Annotated in this window: 19 protein-coding genes; 10 read left to right on the top strand and 9 right to left on the bottom strand. The window is 65.4% G+C overall.

Going from position 1 to position 19,083, the window contains the following annotated elements; genetic code table 11:
• Positions 1 to 395: 395 nt before the first annotated feature.
• From gyrB to dnaA, 3 genes are all read right to left on the bottom strand, one after another.
• Positions 396 to 2,870: a DNA topoisomerase (ATP-hydrolyzing) subunit B gene (gene gyrB, locus H0X91_RS30625; protein WP_111442809.1), complete on the bottom strand. Its 2,475-nt coding sequence runs from the start codon at positions 2,868 to 2,870 to the stop codon at positions 396 to 398.
• Between the two features lie 191 nt (positions 2,871 to 3,061).
• Complete coding sequence (gene dnaN, locus H0X91_RS30620) at positions 3,062 to 4,168, bottom strand: DNA polymerase III subunit beta (RefSeq protein WP_006490996.1); 1,107 nt, start codon at positions 4,166 to 4,168, stop codon at positions 3,062 to 3,064.
• A gap of 170 nt (positions 4,169 to 4,338) precedes the next feature.
• Positions 4,339 to 5,916, bottom strand: coding sequence for a chromosomal replication initiator protein DnaA (gene dnaA / locus H0X91_RS30615; protein WP_006498699.1), 1,578 nt, complete (start codon positions 5,914 to 5,916; stop codon positions 4,339 to 4,341).
• Positions 5,917 to 6,337: 421 nt separating this feature from the next.
• On the opposite strand from dnaA, the gene rpmH reads away from it, so the two are divergent.
• The 4 genes from rpmH (at position 6,338) to yidC (ending at position 8,961) form a co-directional block, all read left to right on the top strand.
• The gene (rpmH, locus tag H0X91_RS30610; protein ID WP_004198824.1) at positions 6,338 to 6,472 is read left to right on the top strand and encodes a 50S ribosomal protein L34; all 135 of its coding nucleotides are present in this window, start codon (positions 6,338 to 6,340) and stop codon (positions 6,470 to 6,472) included.
• A gap of 15 nt (positions 6,473 to 6,487) precedes the next feature.
• Positions 6,488 to 6,949 (top strand): ribonuclease P protein component, encoded by a 462-nt coding sequence (gene rnpA / locus H0X91_RS30605; protein ID WP_006489941.1) that lies wholly within the window; start codon positions 6,488 to 6,490, stop codon positions 6,947 to 6,949.
• A gap of 75 nt (positions 6,950 to 7,024) precedes the next feature.
• Complete coding sequence (gene yidD, locus H0X91_RS30600; protein WP_006489939.1) at positions 7,025 to 7,291, top strand: membrane protein insertion efficiency factor YidD; 267 nt, start codon at positions 7,025 to 7,027, stop codon at positions 7,289 to 7,291.
• Positions 7,292 to 7,299: 8 nt separating this feature from the next.
• Positions 7,300 to 8,961 (top strand): membrane protein insertase YidC, encoded by a 1,662-nt coding sequence (gene yidC, locus H0X91_RS30595; RefSeq protein ID WP_012329458.1) that lies wholly within the window; start codon positions 7,300 to 7,302, stop codon positions 8,959 to 8,961.
• 124 nt (positions 8,962 to 9,085) lie between these two features.
• Here yidC and H0X91_RS30590 read toward each other — a convergent pair whose 3' ends face one another.
• The gene (locus H0X91_RS30590; RefSeq protein WP_006489946.1) at positions 9,086 to 9,520 is read right to left on the bottom strand and encodes a transcriptional regulator; all 435 of its coding nucleotides are present in this window, start codon (positions 9,518 to 9,520) and stop codon (positions 9,086 to 9,088) included.
• A gap of 337 nt (positions 9,521 to 9,857) precedes the next feature.
• Between H0X91_RS30590 and mnmE the strand changes: the two genes are divergently transcribed.
• The gene (gene mnmE / locus H0X91_RS30585) at positions 9,858 to 11,252 is read left to right on the top strand and encodes a tRNA uridine-5-carboxymethylaminomethyl(34) synthesis GTPase MnmE (RefSeq protein WP_059721165.1); all 1,395 of its coding nucleotides are present in this window, start codon (positions 9,858 to 9,860) and stop codon (positions 11,250 to 11,252) included.
• A gap of 141 nt (positions 11,253 to 11,393) precedes the next feature.
• Here the strand turns inward: mnmE and H0X91_RS35285 are convergent, their stop codons facing one another.
• The 4 genes from H0X91_RS35285 to H0X91_RS30570 form a co-directional block, all read right to left on the bottom strand.
• Complete coding sequence (locus tag H0X91_RS35285; RefSeq protein ID WP_256097665.1) at positions 11,394 to 11,519, bottom strand: hypothetical protein; 126 nt, start codon at positions 11,517 to 11,519, stop codon at positions 11,394 to 11,396.
• A gap of 150 nt (positions 11,520 to 11,669) precedes the next feature.
• Entirely contained in the window at positions 11,670 to 13,028 is a 1,359-nt protein-coding gene (locus H0X91_RS30580; protein ID WP_006498694.1) for a sensor domain-containing diguanylate cyclase, read from the bottom strand.
• Positions 13,029 to 13,137: 109 nt separating this feature from the next.
• Positions 13,138 to 13,386 carry a DUF2795 domain-containing protein gene (locus H0X91_RS30575; protein ID WP_006489924.1) on the bottom strand — a complete coding sequence of 83 codons (249 nt, stop codon included), beginning with the start codon at positions 13,384 to 13,386 and terminating at the stop codon, positions 13,138 to 13,140.
• 115 nt (positions 13,387 to 13,501) lie between these two features.
• Positions 13,502 to 13,672, bottom strand: a complete 171-nt coding sequence (locus tag H0X91_RS30570; RefSeq protein WP_006489933.1) for a hypothetical protein — start codon at positions 13,670 to 13,672, stop codon at positions 13,502 to 13,504.
• Positions 13,673 to 13,823: 151 nt separating this feature from the next.
• On the opposite strand from H0X91_RS30570, the gene speG reads away from it, so the two are divergent.
• The 3 genes from speG (at position 13,824) to H0X91_RS30555 (ending at position 15,959) form a co-directional block, all read left to right on the top strand.
• Complete coding sequence (speG, locus tag H0X91_RS30565; protein WP_062911472.1) at positions 13,824 to 14,381, top strand: spermidine N1-acetyltransferase; 558 nt, start codon at positions 13,824 to 13,826, stop codon at positions 14,379 to 14,381.
• Between the two features lie 487 nt (positions 14,382 to 14,868).
• Positions 14,869 to 15,216 carry a surface attachment protein Sap1 gene (gene sap1, locus H0X91_RS30560; protein WP_006489950.1) on the top strand — a complete coding sequence of 116 codons (348 nt, stop codon included), beginning with the start codon at positions 14,869 to 14,871 and terminating at the stop codon, positions 15,214 to 15,216.
• A 188-nt stretch (positions 15,217 to 15,404) separates the two neighbouring features.
• On the top strand, positions 15,405 to 15,959 hold the full coding sequence (locus H0X91_RS30555) for a YaeQ family protein (RefSeq protein ID WP_006498691.1): 555 nt from the start codon (positions 15,405 to 15,407) through the stop codon (positions 15,957 to 15,959).
• 21 nt (positions 15,960 to 15,980) lie between these two features.
• On the opposite strand, the gene H0X91_RS30550 is transcribed toward H0X91_RS30555, so the two are convergent.
• Complete coding sequence (locus tag H0X91_RS30550) at positions 15,981 to 16,394, bottom strand: VOC family protein (protein ID WP_006498690.1); 414 nt, start codon at positions 16,392 to 16,394, stop codon at positions 15,981 to 15,983.
• A gap of 431 nt (positions 16,395 to 16,825) precedes the next feature.
• Here H0X91_RS30550 and ada point away from each other — a divergent pair, with 431 nt between their 5' ends.
• Both ada and H0X91_RS30540 read left to right on the top strand, forming a co-directional pair.
• The gene (gene ada / locus H0X91_RS30545; protein ID WP_196433611.1) at positions 16,826 to 17,917 is read left to right on the top strand and encodes a bifunctional DNA-binding transcriptional regulator/O6-methylguanine-DNA methyltransferase Ada; all 1,092 of its coding nucleotides are present in this window, start codon (positions 16,826 to 16,828) and stop codon (positions 17,915 to 17,917) included.
• On the top strand, positions 17,914 to 18,873 hold the full coding sequence (locus tag H0X91_RS30540) for a DNA-3-methyladenine glycosylase family protein (RefSeq protein WP_196433610.1): 960 nt from the start codon (positions 17,914 to 17,916) through the stop codon (positions 18,871 to 18,873). Before ada ends, H0X91_RS30540 begins: the two co-directional genes overlap by 4 nt.
• Positions 18,874 to 19,083 lie beyond the last annotated feature (210 nt).

The following is a 19,083-nucleotide window of genomic DNA, read 5'->3' as shown; positions in this document are numbered from 1 at the left end:
ACCTTGCGCCGTCAGAGTTTGCGGCGAAACATCGGGCAACCGCGGATACTCCTGCCGCTTTCTTCCAGGAGCTGGTTTAAAGGGACTTTGCTAGAAGCCCATTGGCTCTATTGAAGGGGGCAGGTCACGCTGAGCCTATCTAATGTGGGAAACGGCGCAGCAGCTGGGGCACGGCACAAATACACCACAAGCCTGAAATGGAAAAGGGATTAGCTTGCGCTAACCCCTTTGACATTCTGGGTGGCGAATCAGGGACTCGAACTCCGGACGTGCGGATTATGATTCCGCAGTTTGGCGCCTTCAGAGGTAAGACATGATGTTTGACAGGTAGGCTAATTGCACCAACTTTGTCGCTCAGTCGCGCTTACTCTGGCGCCCTATGCGTCTGGGAACACTCAAACGTCAATATTCCCCGCCCGCAACGCATTCGACTCAATAAACGCCCGCCGCGGCTCGACATCATCCCCCATGAGGGTAGTAAAGATCCCATCCGCAGCAATCGCGTCTTCGATCTGCACACGCAGCAGACGCCGCACTGCCGGATCCATCGTCGTTTCCCACAGCTGCTCGGGGTTCATCTCGCCGAGCCCCTTATAGCGTTGCTTCGACACGTTGCGTTCAGCATCCGCCAGCAGCCACTTCATCGCGCTCTTGAAGTCCGCCACGGCCATGCTGCGCTCACCGCGCTTGATGACCGCGCCTTCCCCAATAAGCCCCTTGAACGTATTGGCTGTGGTCACGAGCTGCTGATAATCCGCCGTGTGCTGGAATTCCTGGTCGATGACCGAGACCCGCACGTTGCCGTGATGCGTGCGTTCGACATGCAGCGCCCGCTGTTCGCGAACCGCGTCATACGAAGGCACGACACGCACTTCGTTCTTCAGCGCTTCATCATGCAACGCCGCATGCAGCGCCTTCGCCGAAGCCTCGGTCGACTCCTCATTGGAAAGATCGATCACCACGCCGTCCATAACGGCTTCCAGCGCCGCCGGGTCATACAACCGGCTCAACCGCTCGATCACGCTCTGCGACAGCAGATACGACCGTGCCAGCTCCCCAAGCGCATCCCCAGAAATCGCAGCCGCATTCTCACCCGGCACCAGCTCCGACCCTTGCAGCGCCAACCGCAGCATATGCGCGTTGAGCTCCACGTCGTCCTTCAGATACCGTTCGTCCTTGCCCGCCTTGATCTTGTAAAGCGGCGGCTGCGCGATATACACGTACCCGCGCTCGATCATGTCCGGCATCTGGCGATACAGGAACGTGAGCAGCAGCGTCCGGATGTGCGCACCGTCCACGTCCGCGTCGGTCATGATGATGATGCGGTGATAGCGGAGCTTCTCGAGGTTGTAGTCTTCCTTGCCGATCCCGCACCCAAGCGCGGTCACGAGCGTGACGATCTGCTCCGACGACAGCAGCTTGTCGTAGCGGGCCTTCTCGACGTTCAGCACTTTGCCGCGCAGCGGCAGGATCGCCTGGAACTTGCGATCACGCCCTTGCTTGGCCGACCCACCAGCCGAGTCACCCTCGACGATGTAGATTTCGCACTTCGCCGGGTCTTTCTCCTGGCAGTCCGCGAGCTTGCCCGGCAGGCCGACGCCGTCGAGCACGCCCTTGCGGCGCGTCATCTCACGCGCCTTCCGCGCAGCATCCCGCGCCCGCGCGGCCTCGACAATCTTCCCGCAGATGATCTTCGCGTCGATCGGCGTTTCGAGCAGGAACTCTTCCAGCGCCTTCGCCACAACTTCCTCAACCGGCGCGCGCACTTCCGACGAAACCAGCTTGTCCTTCGTCTGCGAGCTGAACTTCGGCTCCGGCACCTTCACGGACAGCACGCACGACAGCCCTTCGCGCATGTCGTCGCCGGTCGTCTCGACCTTCGCCTTCTTCGCGATTTCGTTGTCGGTGATGTACTTGTTGATGACGCGCGTCATCGCGGCCCGCAGGCCGGTCAGGTGCGTGCCGCCGTCGCGCTGCGGAATGTTGTTCGTGAAGCACAGCACGTTTTCGTTGTAGCTGTCGTTCCACTGCATCGCGACTTCGACGCCCACGCCGTCCTTCTCGCCGTTGGCGAAGAACACCGTCGGGTGCAGCGTGCTCTTCGTCTTGTTGATGAACTCGACGAAGCCCTTCACCCCGCCGGCGAACGCGAAATCGTCTTCCTTGCCCGAGCGCAGGTCGGTGAGGCGAATCCGCACGCCGTTGTTCAGGAACGAAAGCTCGCGCATCCGCTTCGCGAGGATGTCGTAGTGATACTCGACCGTGCCGAAAATGGTCGGGTCGGCCATGAAGTGCACTTCGGTGCCGCGGTTCTCGGTGTCGCCGGTCACGAGCATCGGCGACACTTCCACGCCGTCCACGACCTCGATCACGCGATCCTGCGCGACGCCGCGGTGGAACTCCATGAAACGCTTCTTGCCGTCGCGGCGCACGGTGAGGCGCAGCCAGCTCGACAGCGCGTTCACGCACGACACGCCCACGCCGTGCAGGCCGCCCGACACCTTGTAGCTGTTCTGGTCGAACTTGCCGCCGGCGTGCAGCTCGGTCATCACGATCTCGGCGGCGCTGCGCTTCGGCTCGTGCTTGTCGTTCATCTTCACGTCGGTCGGAATCCCGCGGCCGTTGTCGGTCACGGAAATCGAGTTGTCGGCGTGAATCGTCACGTGGATGTCGTTGCAGTACCCGGCCAACGCTTCGTCGATCGAGTTGTCGAGCACCTCGAACACGAGGTGGTGCAGACCGGTGCCGTCCGACGTGTCGCCGATGTACATCCCGGGGCGCTTGCGCACCGCTTCCAGACCTTCGAGGATCTGGATCGACGAGGCGCCGTAGCTGCTGTTATCGGGTTGCGAATTGTGCTGTTCACTCATGGATATCTTCCGGTTCTGCGGGGCCACTCTCGTGGCGGCGCGGTGCGTTTCAGCGAGAAATCGCCGGGCCGCTCCAGTTTCCTGGCCCGCCCCAGGTGCCGAAAAGGCACCAAAGGGACGGGTTGTCAGTTCGCCATAAAAACGCCAAAGGGGCTTGCCGCCCCCTGGTGTGTGTCGCGATGTCGAGCGCGTCAGATGCGCATCGGCATCACGACATACTTGAACTCATCGTTCTCGGGCACGGTGATCAGCGCGCTCGAGCTGGCGTCGCCGAGGCTCACCTGCACGGTGTCGACCTTCAGGTTCGCGAGCACGTCGAGCAGATACGTGACGTTGAAGCCGATGTCGACGGTATCGCCCTGGTAGGCGATTTCGAGTTCTTCCTGCGCCTCTTCCTGATCGGCGTTGGTCGACATGATCTTCAACTGGCCCGGCGCGATGATGCAGCGCACGCCCTTGAACTTGTCCGAGGTCAGGATCGCCGCGCGCTGCAGCGAACGCTGCAGTTCTTCGCGGCCGATCTCGAACGTGTTCTTGTGCGCCTTCGGGATCACGCGCTGGAAGTCGGGGAACTTGCCCTCGACGAGTTTCGACACGAGCTCGACCTGGCCGAACGTGAACTTGGCCTGGGTCTGCGCGATGTCGATGGTGACGGTGTCGTCGATGTCTTCGAGCAGGCGCTGCAGCTCGAGAATCGTCTTGCGCGGCACGATGACTTCCTGGCGGCCGAACGTGCCGCCTTCGAGCTTCATCGACGAGAACGCGAGGCGGTGGCCGTCGGTGGCCACGGCCATCAGCTGGTCGCCGTCGACGACGAGCAGCATGCCGTTCAGGTAGTAGCGGATGTCCTGCTGCGCCATCGCGAAGTGCACCATGCCGAGCAGCTGGCGGAACGACTTCTGCGGGACAGTGAGCGTGGCGCCGAAATCCTTCGCCTGCGCGACGGTCGGGAACTCGTCGGCCGCCAGCGTCTGCAGCGCGAAGCGGCTCTTGCCCGATTGAACGGTGAGGCGCTTGTCGGCGAGCGACAGCGTGACCTGGCCGTCAGGCATCGCGCGCAGGATGTCGAGCAGCTTGCGGGCCGCGACGGTGGTCGCGATCTGGTCGCCGCCGACGCCGAAATCGGCGCGCGTGGTGATCTGCAGCTCCAGGTCGGTCGACAGGAATGAAACGTCCGGGCCGTTCTTGGTGATCAGCAGGTTGGCGAGGATCGGCAACGTATGGCGGCGTTCGACGATGCCGCTGACCGTTTGCAGCGGCCTGAGGAGGGTGTCTCGTTCGGTCTTGACCAGTTGCATAGAGTTCCTTCGTTGAGTAACGGCCTGCAGCGCAGCAGCCTCGCAGCGCCCCGCCGGCCGGGCTCTTGGCCCGCCACCACCGGGGCGGTCAAACCAGTATTGTGCCTCAAAACCGAACCGCCCCCCTTAAATTGGGGCGGAGGCCGAATTATCAAGCGCGGCGCGCGCGCTCAGCCCTTCAGCGTCTGTTCCAGCACGTGCAGCTCGTGGTTGAGCTGCGCGTCCTTGCTGCGCTCGTCGGCGATCTTGCGCACCGCGTGCAGCACGGTGGTGTGATCGCGCCCGCCGAACAGCTCGCCGATTTCCGGCAGGCTCTTCTGCGTGAGTTCCTTCGCCAGGTACATCGCAATCTGCCGCGGCCGCGCGATGTTCGCGGGGCGCTTCTTCGAGTACATGTCCGCGACCTTGATGTTGTAGAAGTCGGCGACGGTCTTCTGGATGTTCTCGACCGAAATCTGCCGGTTCTGCACGGTCAGCAGATCCTTCAGCGCTTCCTTGGTCAGCTCGATCGAGATCTCGCGGCCGTGGAACTTCGAATACGCGAGGATCTTGCGCAGCGCGCCTTCGAGCTCGCGAACGTTCGAACGCAGGTGCTTCGCGACGAAGAACGCGACGTCTTCCGACAGGTTCACGCCTTCCGACTGCGCCTTGCGCATCAGGATCGCGACGCGCATTTCCAGCTCGGGCGGCTCGATCGCGACGGTGAGGCCCGAGTCGAAGCGCGAGATCAGGCGATCGTCGATGCCCGAAATCTCCTTCGGATACGTGTCGCTGGTGATGATCACCTGCGCCTTGTTCGCGACGAGCGCCTCGAACGCGTAGAAGAATTCCTCTTGCGTGCGCGACTTGCCGGAGAAGAACTGGATATCGTCGATCAGCAGCAGGTCGAGCGAGTGGTAGTAGCGCTTGAAGTCGTCGAACGCCTTGCGCTGGTACGCCTTCACCACGTCGGACACGTATTGCTCGGCGTGGATGTAGCGGATCCGCGCGCCGGCCTTGTCGAGCAGCAGCTGGTTGCCGATCGCGTGGATCAGGTGGGTCTTGCCGAGGCCCACGCCGCCGTACAGGAACAGCGGGTTGTACGAGATGCCGGGGTTGTCCGCGACCTGGATCGCGGCGGCGCGCGCGAGCTGGTTGGCTTTACCGGTCACGAAGTTGTCGAACGTGAGCACCGGGTTCAGCTTCGAACGTTCGTACATCGAATCGGCTTCGCCGCCGTTCGCGGGCGCGGCGCCCGGGCCCGGACGCCACGTGCGGCGGCCGGCCGCCGCTTCGTGCGCGGGCAGGCTCGGCAGGTCGATGTCGGCGTCGTCGGCGTTCAGGTGGTGCGCGGCGGCCGCCGACGGCGTCATCGGCACGTCGGCCGGCGCGGCGGGCGCAGCGGAAGCATTCGCGGTCAGGTTGGCGGCGATCGCGGCGACCGTCGCGGCGGGGCCGCTCGGCGCCAGCGGTGCACGCGGGGCGGCCGGTGCGGCACCCGCGGGGGCGCTGCGCATGCCGGCCTTCGGATCGAGGACGAACTGGACTTCGATCGGCGTGTTCCAGAATTCGCGGGCCAGATCGGCGATCCGGCCCGAAAACTGGCTCTTGACCCAGTCCAGCTTGAAGCGGTTCGGCGCGGCGATGGACAGCGTGTTCGCCGACGCATCGAAGGCCACCGGCGCCAAGGGTTTGATCCACGTCACGTACTGCTGGGGCGTCAGCTCGCGCTCCAGCAGTGCGGAACAGTGTTGCCAGAAATCGTTCATCAAGTAACTGTCGTTTTTTGCGTGCACAGCGCGGCTCGCCGGCGCCCTTGTCGCGGTTGCGCAACAAGGCCCGAAGCGGTCGTGCGAGCGTGCCTCGGACGCCTGCGTCACAGTGTTGGAGGGGCAGGCGCGAGCCGAAGCGGCGTGCGGGATTCTTGGAGATAAGGCGAGATTCTAACGCCAAACGCGGCCACAGCGGGACTTATCCACAGGCCGGTTGTGTGGGTCGCGGGGCCGGATCGGCGCGGGCCGGCACAGGCGGACGACTCGTAAAGTATTGACCGTCAAGAGAAAAACGGTTTAAATAGCGGGTTCCGCGAAAACCAATCCTGTATTCCCGGCGATTGCGTTCGCCCGAATGCCTCCGGTTAAGGGCACGCGGTCCCCTGAATTTCGACATTCTCGAACAAGTGAGAACATCATGAAACGTACTTACCAACCGTCCGTGACGCGCCGCAAGCGCACCCATGGCTTCCGTGTCCGCATGAAGACGGCAGGTGGCCGCAAGGTCATCAACGCTCGCCGCGCGAAGGGCCGCAAGCGCCTCGCCATCTAAGGCAGGTTGCGCGCTGTGTCCGCCGTCCGCAGTCCTGCGGAAGGTGCCGTCGAGCCGGGTGCGAATCCGTCGCAGACGAAAGCCGCCTTCCCGAAAGCTGCGCGACTTCTGAAAACGGATGAATTTTCATCCGTTTTTCGTTTGCGCCCCTGGCGGCGCTCCGCGCACTTCGTGATTTACGGCAAGCCGACCGGTCAGCCCGCACGCCTGGGGCTCGTCATCGGCAAGAAGTATGCGCCGCGAGCGGTCACCCGTAACCTCGTGAAGCGGCTGGCGCGCGATCAGTTTCGCCTGCGCCGCGCCGAATTCGCCGGTTACGACCTGCTGCTGCGGCAGCACACGCGCTTCGACAAGAAAGCGCTGCCGAGCGCGGCTTCCGCCCCGCTCGCGGCGATGTGCGCGGCCGAGATCCGCGAACTGCTCGACAGGGCAGTCCGGGAAATCGCCCGCCGTGCGTCGAAGCCCGCGTCCGAGTGACGCATCCGTGCCCGATGCGGCGTTCGCGCCCGCCCGGCCGGTTTTGACGCGGCGTCGTACGGCGCCGCCCAAGGTATGAAAACGGTATTGATCGCCTTGCTGCGCTTCTACAAGGTTGCCGTGAGCCCGATGCTCGGCAACCGGTGCCGTTTTTATCCTTCCTGTTCGGATTACGCGCGCGAGGCAATCCAGTATCATGGCGCCGCGCGCGGCACGTATCTCGCCGTCAGGCGCGTGTGCCGATGCCACCCGTTTTCCGCGGGCGGCATCGACCTCGTCCCGCCGCCCAACTCCGACACTCGCGCTCGCGGCGAAGCCGACGCGCGGTCCCATCGACTCTGAGACAACGCATGGATATCAAACGCACCGTCCTATGGGTGATCTTCTTCATGTCAGCTGTCATGCTGTACGACAACTGGCAGCGGGACCATGGACGCCCGTCGATGTTCTTCCCGAGCGCCACGCACACGGCCCCGGCCGCTGCCGGCGGCGCATCGGGCACGGGCGCGACAACGACCGCAGGTGACGTGCCTGCCGCCGCAGCCGGCGCCGCACCGTCGACGACGGCCCCGGCCGCGCAGGCGCAGCTCGTGAAGTTCTCGACCGACGTGTACGACGGCGAAATCGACACGCGCGGCGGCACGCTCGCGAAGCTGACGCTGAAGAAGCAGGGCGACGGCAAGCAGCCCGACCTGTACATCACGCTGTTCGACCACACGGCCGGCCACACGTACCTCGCACGCACGGGCCTGCTTGGCGGCGATTTCCCGAACCACAACGACGTCTACACGCAGCTGAACCCCGGCTCGACGTCGCTGACGGGCGACCAGAACACGCTGAAGCTGTCGTTCGAATCGCCGGTGAAGGGCGGCGTGAAGGTCGTGAAGACCTACACGTTCACGCGCGGCAGCTACGTGATCGGCGTCGACACCAAGATCGACAACGTCGGCACGGCGCCCGTCACGCCGACGGTCTACATGGAACTGGTGCGCGACAACACGGCCGTCGAAACGCCGATGTTCTCGCACACGTTCCTCGGGCCGGCGGTCTACACGGACGCGAAGCACTTCCAGAAGATCGACTTCAGCGACCTCGACAAGAACAAGGCGAACTTCGAGAAGTCTGCGGACAACGGCTGGGTCGCGATGGTGCAGCACTACTTCGCGTCGGCCTGGATTCCGCAGCAGGGCGCGAAGCGCGACATCTACGCTGAAAAGATCGATCCGGCGCTGTACCGCGTCGGCGTGAAGCAGCCGGTCGCCGCGATCGCACCGGGCCAGTCGGCCGACGTGCAGGCGCGCCTGTTCGCCGGTCCGGAAGAAGAGCGCATGCTGGAAGGCATCGCGCCGGGCCTGGAGCTCGTGAAGGACTACGGCTGGGTGACGATCATCGCGAAGCCGCTGTTCTGGCTGCTCGAGAAGATCCACGGCTATGTCGGCAACTGGGGCTGGGCGATCGTGCTGTTGACGGTGCTGATCAAGGCCGTGTTCTTCCCGCTGTCGGCCGCGAGTTACAAGTCGATGGCGCGCATGAAGGAAATCACGCCGCGCATGCAGGCGCTGCGCGAACGCTTCAAGAGCGATCCGCAGAAGATGAACGCCGCGCTGATGGAGCTGTACAAGACCGAGAAGGTCAATCCGTTCGGCGGCTGCCTGCCGGTCGTGATCCAGATCCCGGTGTTCATCTCGCTGTACTGGGTGCTGCTCGCGTCGGTGGAAATGCGCGGCGCACCGTGGATTCTGTGGATTCACGACCTGTCGCAACGCGATCCGTTCTTCATCCTGCCGGTGCTGATGGCAGTGTCGATGTTCGTGCAGACGAGCCTGAACCCGACGCCGCCGGACCCGGTCCAGGCGAAGATGATGAAGTTCATGCCGATCGCGTTCTCGGTGATGTTCTTCTTCTTCCCGGCTGGCCTCGTGCTGTACTACGTCGTGAACAACGTGCTGTCGATCGCGCAGCAGTACTACATCACGCGCAAGCTCGGCGGCGTCAAGAAGAAGCCGGCCTGACGCGCGTTGCAGCCGCGGGCGGCCCGCCGTCCGCGATGCTCGCAAAAAAAGCCGCATGGTTCGTGACCATGCGGCTTTTTTGTTTCGCGGCGACGACGCCGGCGGCGCGTGCGGCTGCTGCCGTTCAGGCTTTCTTCGCTTCGAGTTTCGGATCGCCGTAGAACTGCTCGACCAGTTCCTGCACGAGGTAGCGCTGATGCGGCGACAAGGCCTCGATCTTCGATGCGAGTTCGATCGTCTCGGGTGTCGGCGGATAACGTTCGTCGCGCGGCAGCGGTTGCGGCGTCGGATGTTCGATTACGCTCGGCGACGGCCCGTAATGCAGCCAGTGCACTTCGACGCGCAACCATTCGGCGAGCGTTTCGAGTTTGTCCGACGTCGGGATCGTGCGGCCCGTCAGCCATTTGTGCGCGGTTTGCGGCGAAACGGGGTGCGTTCCGCGATGACGCAGATTGAATCGGTTCGCCAGTTCCGTCGCGCCCGTGACCTTCTCCGGGCTGCGCCGCAGGGCGAATTTCAGGCGTTCCGAGAACGCGGCTTTTTCTTCGGATGTCGGCATGGGGAGATTGTGCAATTCCATCGCCGCGTCCCAGACAACCATATGGGATAAACGTATCTCGTTCGGACGAATCTCACCCTTGATCAGGATGGGGAATGAAATTGAGGGACGTAGTGCCAAGCCCCTCCGGCACGCATACTCGTCCGAAATGGCCGGTGTGTCATGACGCCGAACTGATACTCGGCTTATCCCCGGCGGGATAAATTCGGGCGTGTCCGAATCCGGCGGCGCGGCCGGTGGCGTGTGAGCCGGCACGCTACAATGCCGGCGTTCCGGTGCCCGAACTGTTGCGCGGGCGCACCATTGACTCGCTGATTACCCGATTTCTCCGATTCCCATGCTCGCTACCGATTCCGATCCGATCGTCGCCATTGCCACCGCTGCCGGCCGGGGCGGCATCGGGGTCGTCCGCGTGTCGTTCGGGCGTGGCGGCGAGGCGGCCGCGCTGCCGCTGATCGACGCGTTGTGCGGGCAGAAGCTCGCGCCGCGTCATGCGAGCTACGTGCCGTTTCTCGACGCGCACGGCGCGCCGCTCGACCGTGGGATCGCGCTGTATTTCCCGGCGCCGCATTCGTACACCGGCGAGCACGTGCTCGAGCTGCAGGGGCATGGCGGGCCGATCGTGATGCAGCTGCTGCTGCAGCGCTGCCTGGATGCGGGGCGCGGCTTCGGGCTACGGCTCGCGGAACCGGGCGAATTCACGCGGCGCGCGTTCCTGAACGACAAGCTCGACCTCGCGCAGGCCGAGGCCGTCGCCGACCTGATCGAGGCGAGCACCGAGGCCGCGGCGCGCTCGGCCGGACGTTCGCTCGACGGCGCGTTCTCGCGGCAGATCCACACGCTCGTCGACGACGTGATCACGCTGCGGATGCTGGTCGAGGCGACGCTCGATTTTCCGGAGGAGGAAATCGACTTCCTCGAAGCGGCCGACGCGCGCGGCAAGCTCGCGAAGATCCGCGCGCAACTCGCGCACGTGCTCGGCGATGCGCGTCAGGGCGCGTTGTTGCGTGAAGGGCTGTCGGTCGTGCTCGCGGGGCAGCCGAACGTCGGCAAGTCATCGCTGCTGAATGCGCTGGCGGGCGCCGAGCTGGCGATCGTCACGCCGATTGCCGGCACGACGCGCGACAAGGTGGCGCAGACGATCCAGGTCGAAGGGATTCCGCTGCACATCATCGATACGGCCGGGTTGCGCGAGACGGAGGACGAAGTCGAACGGATCGGCATTGCGCGCACGTGGAGCGAGATCGAGCGCGCGGACGTCGTGCTGCATCTGCTCGATTCGCGCACGGGGATGACGGCGGACGACGAAACGATCGCCGCGCGGTTTCCGGCCGGCGTGCCGGTGGTGCGCGTGCTGAACAAGACGGACCTGACCGGCGTGCCGGCATGCGTCGAGCATCCGGCGGCGGAAGGCGATCTGACCGAGGTGCATCTGTCGGCGAAACGCGGCGACGGGATCGACATGCTGCGCGCGGAGCTGCTGCGGATCGCAGGGTGGCAGGCGGGGGCCGAGGGTGTGTATCTCGCGCGCGAGCGGCATCTGATCGCGCTGCGGGCCGCGCAGGAACATCTCGCGCAGGCGGCGGATCATGCGGAGCAGCGTGCGCAGTCGCTCGATCTGTTTGCCGAAGAGCTGCGGCTCGCGCAGGAGCAGCTCAATGCGATTACCGGGGAGTTCACGTCGGATGATCTGCTGGGGGTGATTTTCAGCAGGTTTTGTATCGGCAAGTGAGCGGGCACGGAACTGTCCGTTGCCGCTGCCAGCGGCGTGCCGTCGAGTACGAACGGCATGGGTGCTCACGCATCGTCATTGCCGGATGCCGAAACGAATTCAAACATCCGGAATGATCACGCAGTGCTCGGTCGGAAGACGTCAATCCCAATGCCGATGATGGTGATAATACCCACCCCCACCGTAATACCCGCCACCGTCAGGCACGACGATACAGCCGCTCAACAACACGGCGACGCCGGCAATCAGCAAAAGGGCCTTCTTCATCGCGTTCACCTGCTCGGGTTCAATATGAAACCCAGCATAGCGAGCGGCTCCGGCCCGGGCTGTAAGCGATCGTATCCCCGCGCCGCAATCCGTAACGGCGGATTATTCCGGTCACAATGACCGTAACAATTCGCCAAACAGCAGACGTTTTCAGGCGACGACGACCCGGTTTCGCCCCGCATCCTTCGCGCGATACAGCGCGGCATCCGCAGCTTCGATCAACGCGTCGGGGGTCGACAGATCGTCGGCCGACACGGTCGCGCAACCGACGCTGACGCTCACGCGGCCGGCCGGCGAGTCGGGCATCGCGAGGTCGAGCCGCAGCACGGCTTCGCGCACTTCGTCGGCCACCACCCGCGCACCGCGCGCGCCGGTGTTCGGCAGCACGATCGCGAACTCCTCGCCGCCGTAGCGCGCGACGATGTCGGCCGGCCGCCGCACCGCGCCGGCCAGTGCATTCGCGACGGCGATCAGGCACGCATCGCCCTTCACGTGACCGAACGCGTCGTTGTACGCCTTGAAGCGATCGACGTCGACCATCAGCAGCGACAGCGGTTCGCCTTGCCGCCGCGCCTGCAGGAACAGCGTATGGAAATGGTCGTTGAAGTGGCTGCGGTTGAACGCGCCCGTGAGACCGTCGCGCGCGGAAGAGCGGATCAGCGTCGCGTGCGCTTCGAACAACTGCTGATACAGCATCGTCACTTCCCACGCGAGCACGCACACGAGCACGCCGGGCGTGAACATGCTGAACACGCGCGCGACATACCAGCCGACCGTGAAGCGGTTGGTGGACAGCAGGTTCAGCGTCGTATCGGTGAGACAGGCGAGCACCGCGATCGCGAGCCACAGGTCGAGTGTCGTGCGCAGCCGGCCCGTGACCAGCACGGCCACGAGCGCGAGCGCGTTGAGGATCCACACGACGAGCGCGATGCCGTTGACGGGCAGCACGGCCGCGTCGCGCGGCGGATGGAACGCGGGCGGCAGCGACACGTTCAGCGCGAGCACGCACAGCAGCGCCGCCGCGATGGCCGGCCCACCGACGAGCGCGAGGGTCCAGCGGCGCGTCTCTTTCGCGCCGACCGGGGCGCGCGTCAGCCGTTCGCGTGCGAACAGCGCGCCCATCACGAAGCACGGAAAGCCGGCATGCCAGAAGACCCACATCCATGCGGCGCTTTGCGGGCGCGCGCCGAGCAGGCCATGTGGCGCGAACACGCCGGGAAAGGTGAGCAGTTGCAGCGCGACGGCGAGCGCGGTGAACGCATAGGCGCCGCCGAGCGCACCGAGCACGGGCTGGCGTGTCACGGTGAACTGCGCGCCGAGGAAGAACGCGGCGATGCTCGCGGTCGTGAACACGGTGAGCGCGCACATCGGCATGAAGGGCTCGACGGGTGGCAGCGCGACGTTCGCATGCGGCGCGGCGATTCCGAGCGTGAGCAGGATGACGAGCGCCGTCAGCGCGCCGAACCACAGCTGACGTTGCGTCGTGTGCTGGATCAGGATGCCTTCCATGGAGTCCCCCGGACACGCGTGCGACGCACCCGATCTTGCGCCGGGCGGCACGCCTGCCGATCGCGGCGCGACCGGTGCGGCCCGATCCTATCGCGTTATCGGGCTGCGCTCAAATGCCGAGCCCGGGGCCGAAGTTGCCGGCGACCCAGCGCGTGACGGCATCGACGTCCGCGTAGTCCTGCTCGGGCAGGCCGTCGAGCATCGACAGCACTTCGTTGCTGGCGCCGGCGTCGCGCGCGGCATCGACGATCGCATCCTTGTTCGCCGGATAGCGGACGGCCGCCAGGACATCGGCGATCTGCAGGTCGATCGTTTCGTTCGGGATATCGTGCGGAGGAATGGTGGGCTTGTCGTTCACGTCGGCGTCTCGCGGGTAGGGCGGGAATCGGATCGAAGCGCAAGGGCCGTGCCCGGCATGTTACGCGGCCCGCGGTGCCCCGGCCGGCGCGCGTTGCGGATGGCGACGATCGACGTCAATGCCCGCGTCGCACGCGGCGCCACGGATGCTTCCAGTCGATGTGCGGGGCGTTCTCGTCGCGCGGATGCTGGCGACGGTGCTCCTGCCAGAGTTCGTCGGAAAACAGCGCAGCCACGATGACGAGCGGCAGCACGAGGAAAATTCCGAGGATGACTTGCTCGATCACGATAGCCTCCTTGCGGTGGCAGGAACCCTTGCTCCCATTCTAGGCTCTGAACTTCGCCCGCGTTCAATTTCTTACAGTGCGAAACGGGCCCGAACGCGGCCGCGCCGCGCGGGCGTTCCGCACGTGCGCCGGCCTCAAAAAGGACATGAACATGCAACTCCAGAACGATACCAACACGCTCGCGCTGCGGCCGCTGGAGCGCCAGGACCTGCGCTTCGTCCACGAGCTGAACAACGACGCGAAGATCATGCGCTACTGGTTCGAGGAGCCGTACGAAACCTTCTCGGAACTGTCGCAACTGTACGACCGCCACGTACACGACCAGCGCGAGCGCCGTTTCGTCGCGGTCGATGCGCAAGATGAACTCGTCGGCCTCGTCGAGCTGATCGAGCTCGACTACATCCACCGCCGCGGCGAGTTCCAGATCATCATCGCGCCGCAGCGCCAGGGGCGCGGCTATGCGGGCCAGGCGACGCGCCTCGCGATCGAGTACGCGTTCAAGGTGCTGAACATGCGCAAGCTGTACCTGATCGTCGATACGTCGAATGCGGCGGCGATTCACGTGTACGAGAAATGCGGATTCCAGCACGAGGCCGAATTGAAGGAAGAATTTTTCGGGAATGGCGCGTATCACAACGCTTATCGGATGTGCATCTTCCAGCGCGATTATTTCGAGCGGCAGCGGGCCGGTGTGAATAACGCAGGGTAAACACCATCGGTGAAAGGCGCTTGCGACGGGGCTTCGCGGGCGCCGAATAGACACGGGGAACTACGGATAAATACGGATCCGCTTATACCTGGCATTTTTCTTGTATCAGGTAAATGCGATTGCGCGCTGCGGTAAAGTGGAATCGTTTCGGATGACTTTATGTGCGGCGCATCAAAATGATCCGGATATCGAAATGGATTATCCAAACCGTTCAATCGCTGCAGTGTAACTGGGATGAAAGCCTTGCCGGATAACGCTTTCCGCCCGGCATGACGAGGCTGTCCGCCGGGCAGCCCGCTTTTACCCGTCGCGCACACTGCGCGAAAACAGGCTGCGCACGGGGTGCGACAATCCGCCGCTATTGCGGTCGCACAACAAATGTGCTTGCTATCGTTTGCCGGTCTTCTAAAGTAAAAAACGCGGGTTCACGATCACCTTTAAACACATAGCTAACCCAGCCTGGTGCCCGCAAGCCTGGAGACAGAACATGATGAAGCGTACCGGTGTCCTCTTTGCCCTTGTCGGCGCATTTTGCGCTGTGTCGATTGCGCAGGCCGGCGGCGATTCGGCCGTCAAGCCGAAGCAGGAAATCCAGCTGACGAAGAACGCATGGGGCTGTCTGTCGAAAGACAATCTGGACTCCGTATTGAGTCACGAGCGTGACGGCAAGTCGCAGGCGAAGCAGCAGTATTTCGACGACTTCCGCTGCCTGTCGGTGCCGGAAGGCCAGCGCTTCCGCGTGGTGTCGGTCGATCAGGGCGACGTGCAGTTCGTCAGCGCCGACAACAGCGACCAGCAAGGCCTCTGGACCGATTCGCGCTTCGTCAAGCAATAACCGTCCATTCCCGCGCAGTCGCACGACGCGCGAGCGCGCCGGCTCGAGGAGCCGGCGGCGCGAACTGATCACGGCCCGGCGCATGCCGGGCCGTTGCGCTGTGGATCGCGCATCACGCACGCCGGACGGCGCGCATTCGGTATCATCACGGCCCGACCGAACCGAATGCCCGCCCGGGCCGCATCCGCATGGCGCTGAAATCCACGATCTACAAAGCCGAGCTGCAAATCGCCGACATGGATCGGCATTACTACGCCGATCACGCGCTGACGGTGGCGCGCCATCCGTCGGAAACCGACGACCGGATGATGGTGCGCATCGTCGCGTTCGCGCTGTTCGCGCACGAGCGGCTCGAGTTCTGCAAGGGGCTGTCGGACGTCGACGAGCCCGACCTGTGGCAGAAGGATCTGACGGGCGCGATCGACGTGTGGATCGAGGCCGGCCAGCCGGACGAACGACGCATCTCGAAGGCGGCCGGCCGCGCCGGACAGGTCACGGTGATCGCGTACGGCGGCAAGACGTCGGATATCTGGTGGCAGGGCGTGCGCAGCAAGGTCGAACGGTTGCGCAACGTGCAGGTGCTGTCGCTCGCCGACGGCGTCGCGGCCGCGCTCGGGCGGCTCGCCGAGCGCACGATGCGCCTGCAGTGCACGGTGCAGGACGGCGCCGCGTGGATCTCGAGCGCCGATCACGATCCGGTCGCGGTCGAATGGACGGTGCTGAAGGCGCGCGCGGACGCGTAACGGCCCGCGCGCCGGCCGCATTCAGCCGAGCGCGGCCGGCGGCCCCTTGAATTCGACCATGTTCCCTTCGGGATCGAACAGGTAGATCGACGGCCCGTAGCCGCCGGCGCCGTAGCGTTCGGCCGGCGCGCCGGGGCGCGCGCCATGCGCGGCGAAATGGGCGATCAATGCGTCGGGATCGAACGGCTCGACGCGCAGGCACAGGTGGTCGAGGTTGCGCCCGGTGCCGGGCGGCCCGCTGTCGGGCCGGTCGATCGGGCCGCCGACCGTCAGCAGGTCGATCAGCGCGTCGCCGGCGCGCAGTTGCACGAGGCCCAGATCGGGCTGTTCCTTCTCCACATGGCAACCGACGGCGTCGCAGTAAAAGCGCGTCATCGCCGCCATGTCGGTCACGCGCAGCACGATGTGATCGATTCCGCGGATGGTGGGTTTCATGAGCGGGGGACTCCTTCGCAGTCGACGAGCATCGAGTGTAGACGCATCGCGCCTGCGCCGCCGGCCGGAACGCGGCACAATCGACGGACGAAAAAAAGCCCGTTCACGCAGTGCGGAACGGGCTTAATCCATATCAGGAGGAGACATGGAGGAGACAATTCCAACTATACACACGGCGATGGTGCGACGCAATATTCCGATTGCAAAAAAACGTCAGGACGGCGATTTGTCGCATCCGCACTGCAGCAAAATGGTGACGGGACGATGACGAAAACCGCGCTGGAGCGGCCGCCGCGCGGGTTTCGTCGGATTTATCTCGATCGATGTGGCCCCGATTCGTCGGCATGAATCACAGAGCAAGATTCAGGGCGCGACGGCATGTGCCGATGGCTAGAGTAGGCACCATCTACACTAGAGAGTGCGAGGTTCAAATGAAAACCGCCTATCCGACCGATGATGCCCGCTGGGGCGCCGTGACCGAGCGCGATCCGCATGCGGACGGCGCGTTCTTCTATGGTGTCCGCACGACCGGCGTGTTTTGCCGCCCGACCTGCGCGTCGCGGCGGCCACGCCGCGAGAACGTGTCCTTTTTCACCGATCCGGCGGCCGCGCGCGCGGCCGGCTTCCGGCCCTGCAAGCGCTGCCAGCCGGAAGGGCTGCCGCGCGAACTGGACATCGTCAATCGCGCATGCGCGGTGCTCGACGCGCAGGCCGAGCGGCTCACGCTGCAGCAGTTGAGCGACGCCGTGCACGTGAGCCCGTTCCACCTGCAGCGGCTCTTCAAGCGCGTGGTCGGCGTGTCGCCGCGGCAGTACCAGGCCGCGCAGCGCGGCGCGGCGTTGCGGCAGGCGCTGCAAAGCGGGCAGCCGGTCACGCAGGCGGCCGTCGACGCGGGGTTCAACTCGCCGTCGCGGCTCTATGCGTCGGTGCCGCGCGAGCTGGGGATGGCGCCGTCCGCGTTCCGCCGTCAGGGCGCGGGCCTGCGGATCGACTATGCGACCGCGTCGACGTCGCTCGGCACGGTGCTGGTCGCCGCCACCGAACAGGGCATCTGCCGGATCGCGTTCGGCGACGACGCGGCGTCGCTCGTCGGCGAACTGAAGGACACGTTCGCGCGCGCCGAACTGGTCGAATCGTCCGCGCGGCTCGCGCCGTTCGTCACGCAGATCCGCGCGTATCTCGACGGTACGCGGCACGCATTCGACCTGCCGCTCGACATCGCGCCGACCGCATTCCAGCAGCGCGTGTGGGAAGCGCTGACGCACATCCCGTACGGCGAGACGCGCAGCTATTCGGAAATCGCCGAGGCGCTCGGCTCGCCGCGCGCGGTGCGGGCGGTCGCGTCCGCGTGCGCGTCGAATCCGGTCGCGCTCGCGATCCCGTGCCACCGCGTCGTGCAGAAGGGCGGCGCGCTCGCCGGCTATCGCTGGGGCGTGCGCCGCAAGGCGACGCTGCTCGCGGCCGAGGCGCGCCACGTTCACGACGATGAAGCCGAAGCCGAGACGGAGGGCAGTGCGGTTTGAGCATCGAGACGACAACGATCAAGTCCCTCGCGAACGGCGGCCCGGTGCCGCCGTCCGCGCAGATGGAGCTGCGCTACAAGGCGCCGTACGACTGGGCGCGCGTGCTGCGCTTCTTCAGCGGGCGCGCGATTCCGGGTGTCGAGCAGGTCGCCGACGGTGTATATCGCCGCATCGTCGATCTGCACGGCGATGCGGGCCGGCTTACCGTCACGAAACACCCGCGCAAGCATTGTCTGATCGCGACCGTCGAAGGGGCGGTCGCGCGTCACGTCGACGATGCATTCGCCGCGCGCGTCGCGACGATGTTCGACCTCGGCGCCGATCCGGCCGCGATCGGCGACGGGCTCGCGCGCGATCCGTGGTTCGCGCCGCTCGTCGACGCCGCGCCGGGGCTGCGCGTGCCGGGCGCGTGGTCGGGGTTCGAGCTGGCCGTGCGCGCGATCGTCGGCCAGCAGGTGAGCGTGAAGGCCGCGACGACGATCGTCGGCCGGCTCGTCGAACGGGCCGGCGAACGCGTGATGCAGGACGACGACGGCGCGCCCGCGTGGCGGTTTCCGACACCCGACGCGCTGGCCGCGTGCGATCTCGACAAGATCGGGATGCCCGGCAAGCGGGTGGCCGCGCTGACCGGCGTGGCGCGCGCGGTGGCGGCCGGCGACGTGCCGGTCGATCGCGCGCATGCCGATCTCGCGACGCTGCGCAGCGCGTGGCTCGACCTGTCCGGCATCGGCCCGTGGACGGTCGAGTACATCGCGATGCGTGCATGGCGCGACCCGGACGCGTGGCCGGCATCCGATCTCGTGCTGATGCAGTCGATCGCCGCGCGCGACCCGGCGCTCGACCGGCTCGCCAGCCAGAAGCGCCGCACCGAAGGCTGGCGGCCGTGGCGCGCGTATGCGGCGCTGCATCTGTGGAACGAAGTGGCCGACCGGGCAGGCGGCGCGCGCGGCGGGTAAGCGCGGCGGCCCGCGGCCGGGCGCGACCGCCGGAAGGCGGGGCTGCAACCCGGTGCGCAGGCGGCGCCGGCATGCGACAAGTGCCGGCGTGACGTGGCCCGTCATGGCGATGCCACGCCTCCGGCAACGGCCGGATGCCGCGCGTGCGACGTCTCCGGATGCGGGGTTTCCCGATCCATTCCGCGACACGGTTGCACCTGCCGCCCCCCG

This window comes from Burkholderia sp. 9777_1386 (assembly GCF_015712265.1).
In the GTDB taxonomy this organism is placed as follows: domain Bacteria; phylum Pseudomonadota; class Gammaproteobacteria; order Burkholderiales; family Burkholderiaceae; genus Burkholderia; species Burkholderia cenocepacia.
The sequence above is the reverse complement of the archived record's forward strand: the minus strand, read 5'-3'. Positions and strand labels throughout refer to the sequence as shown.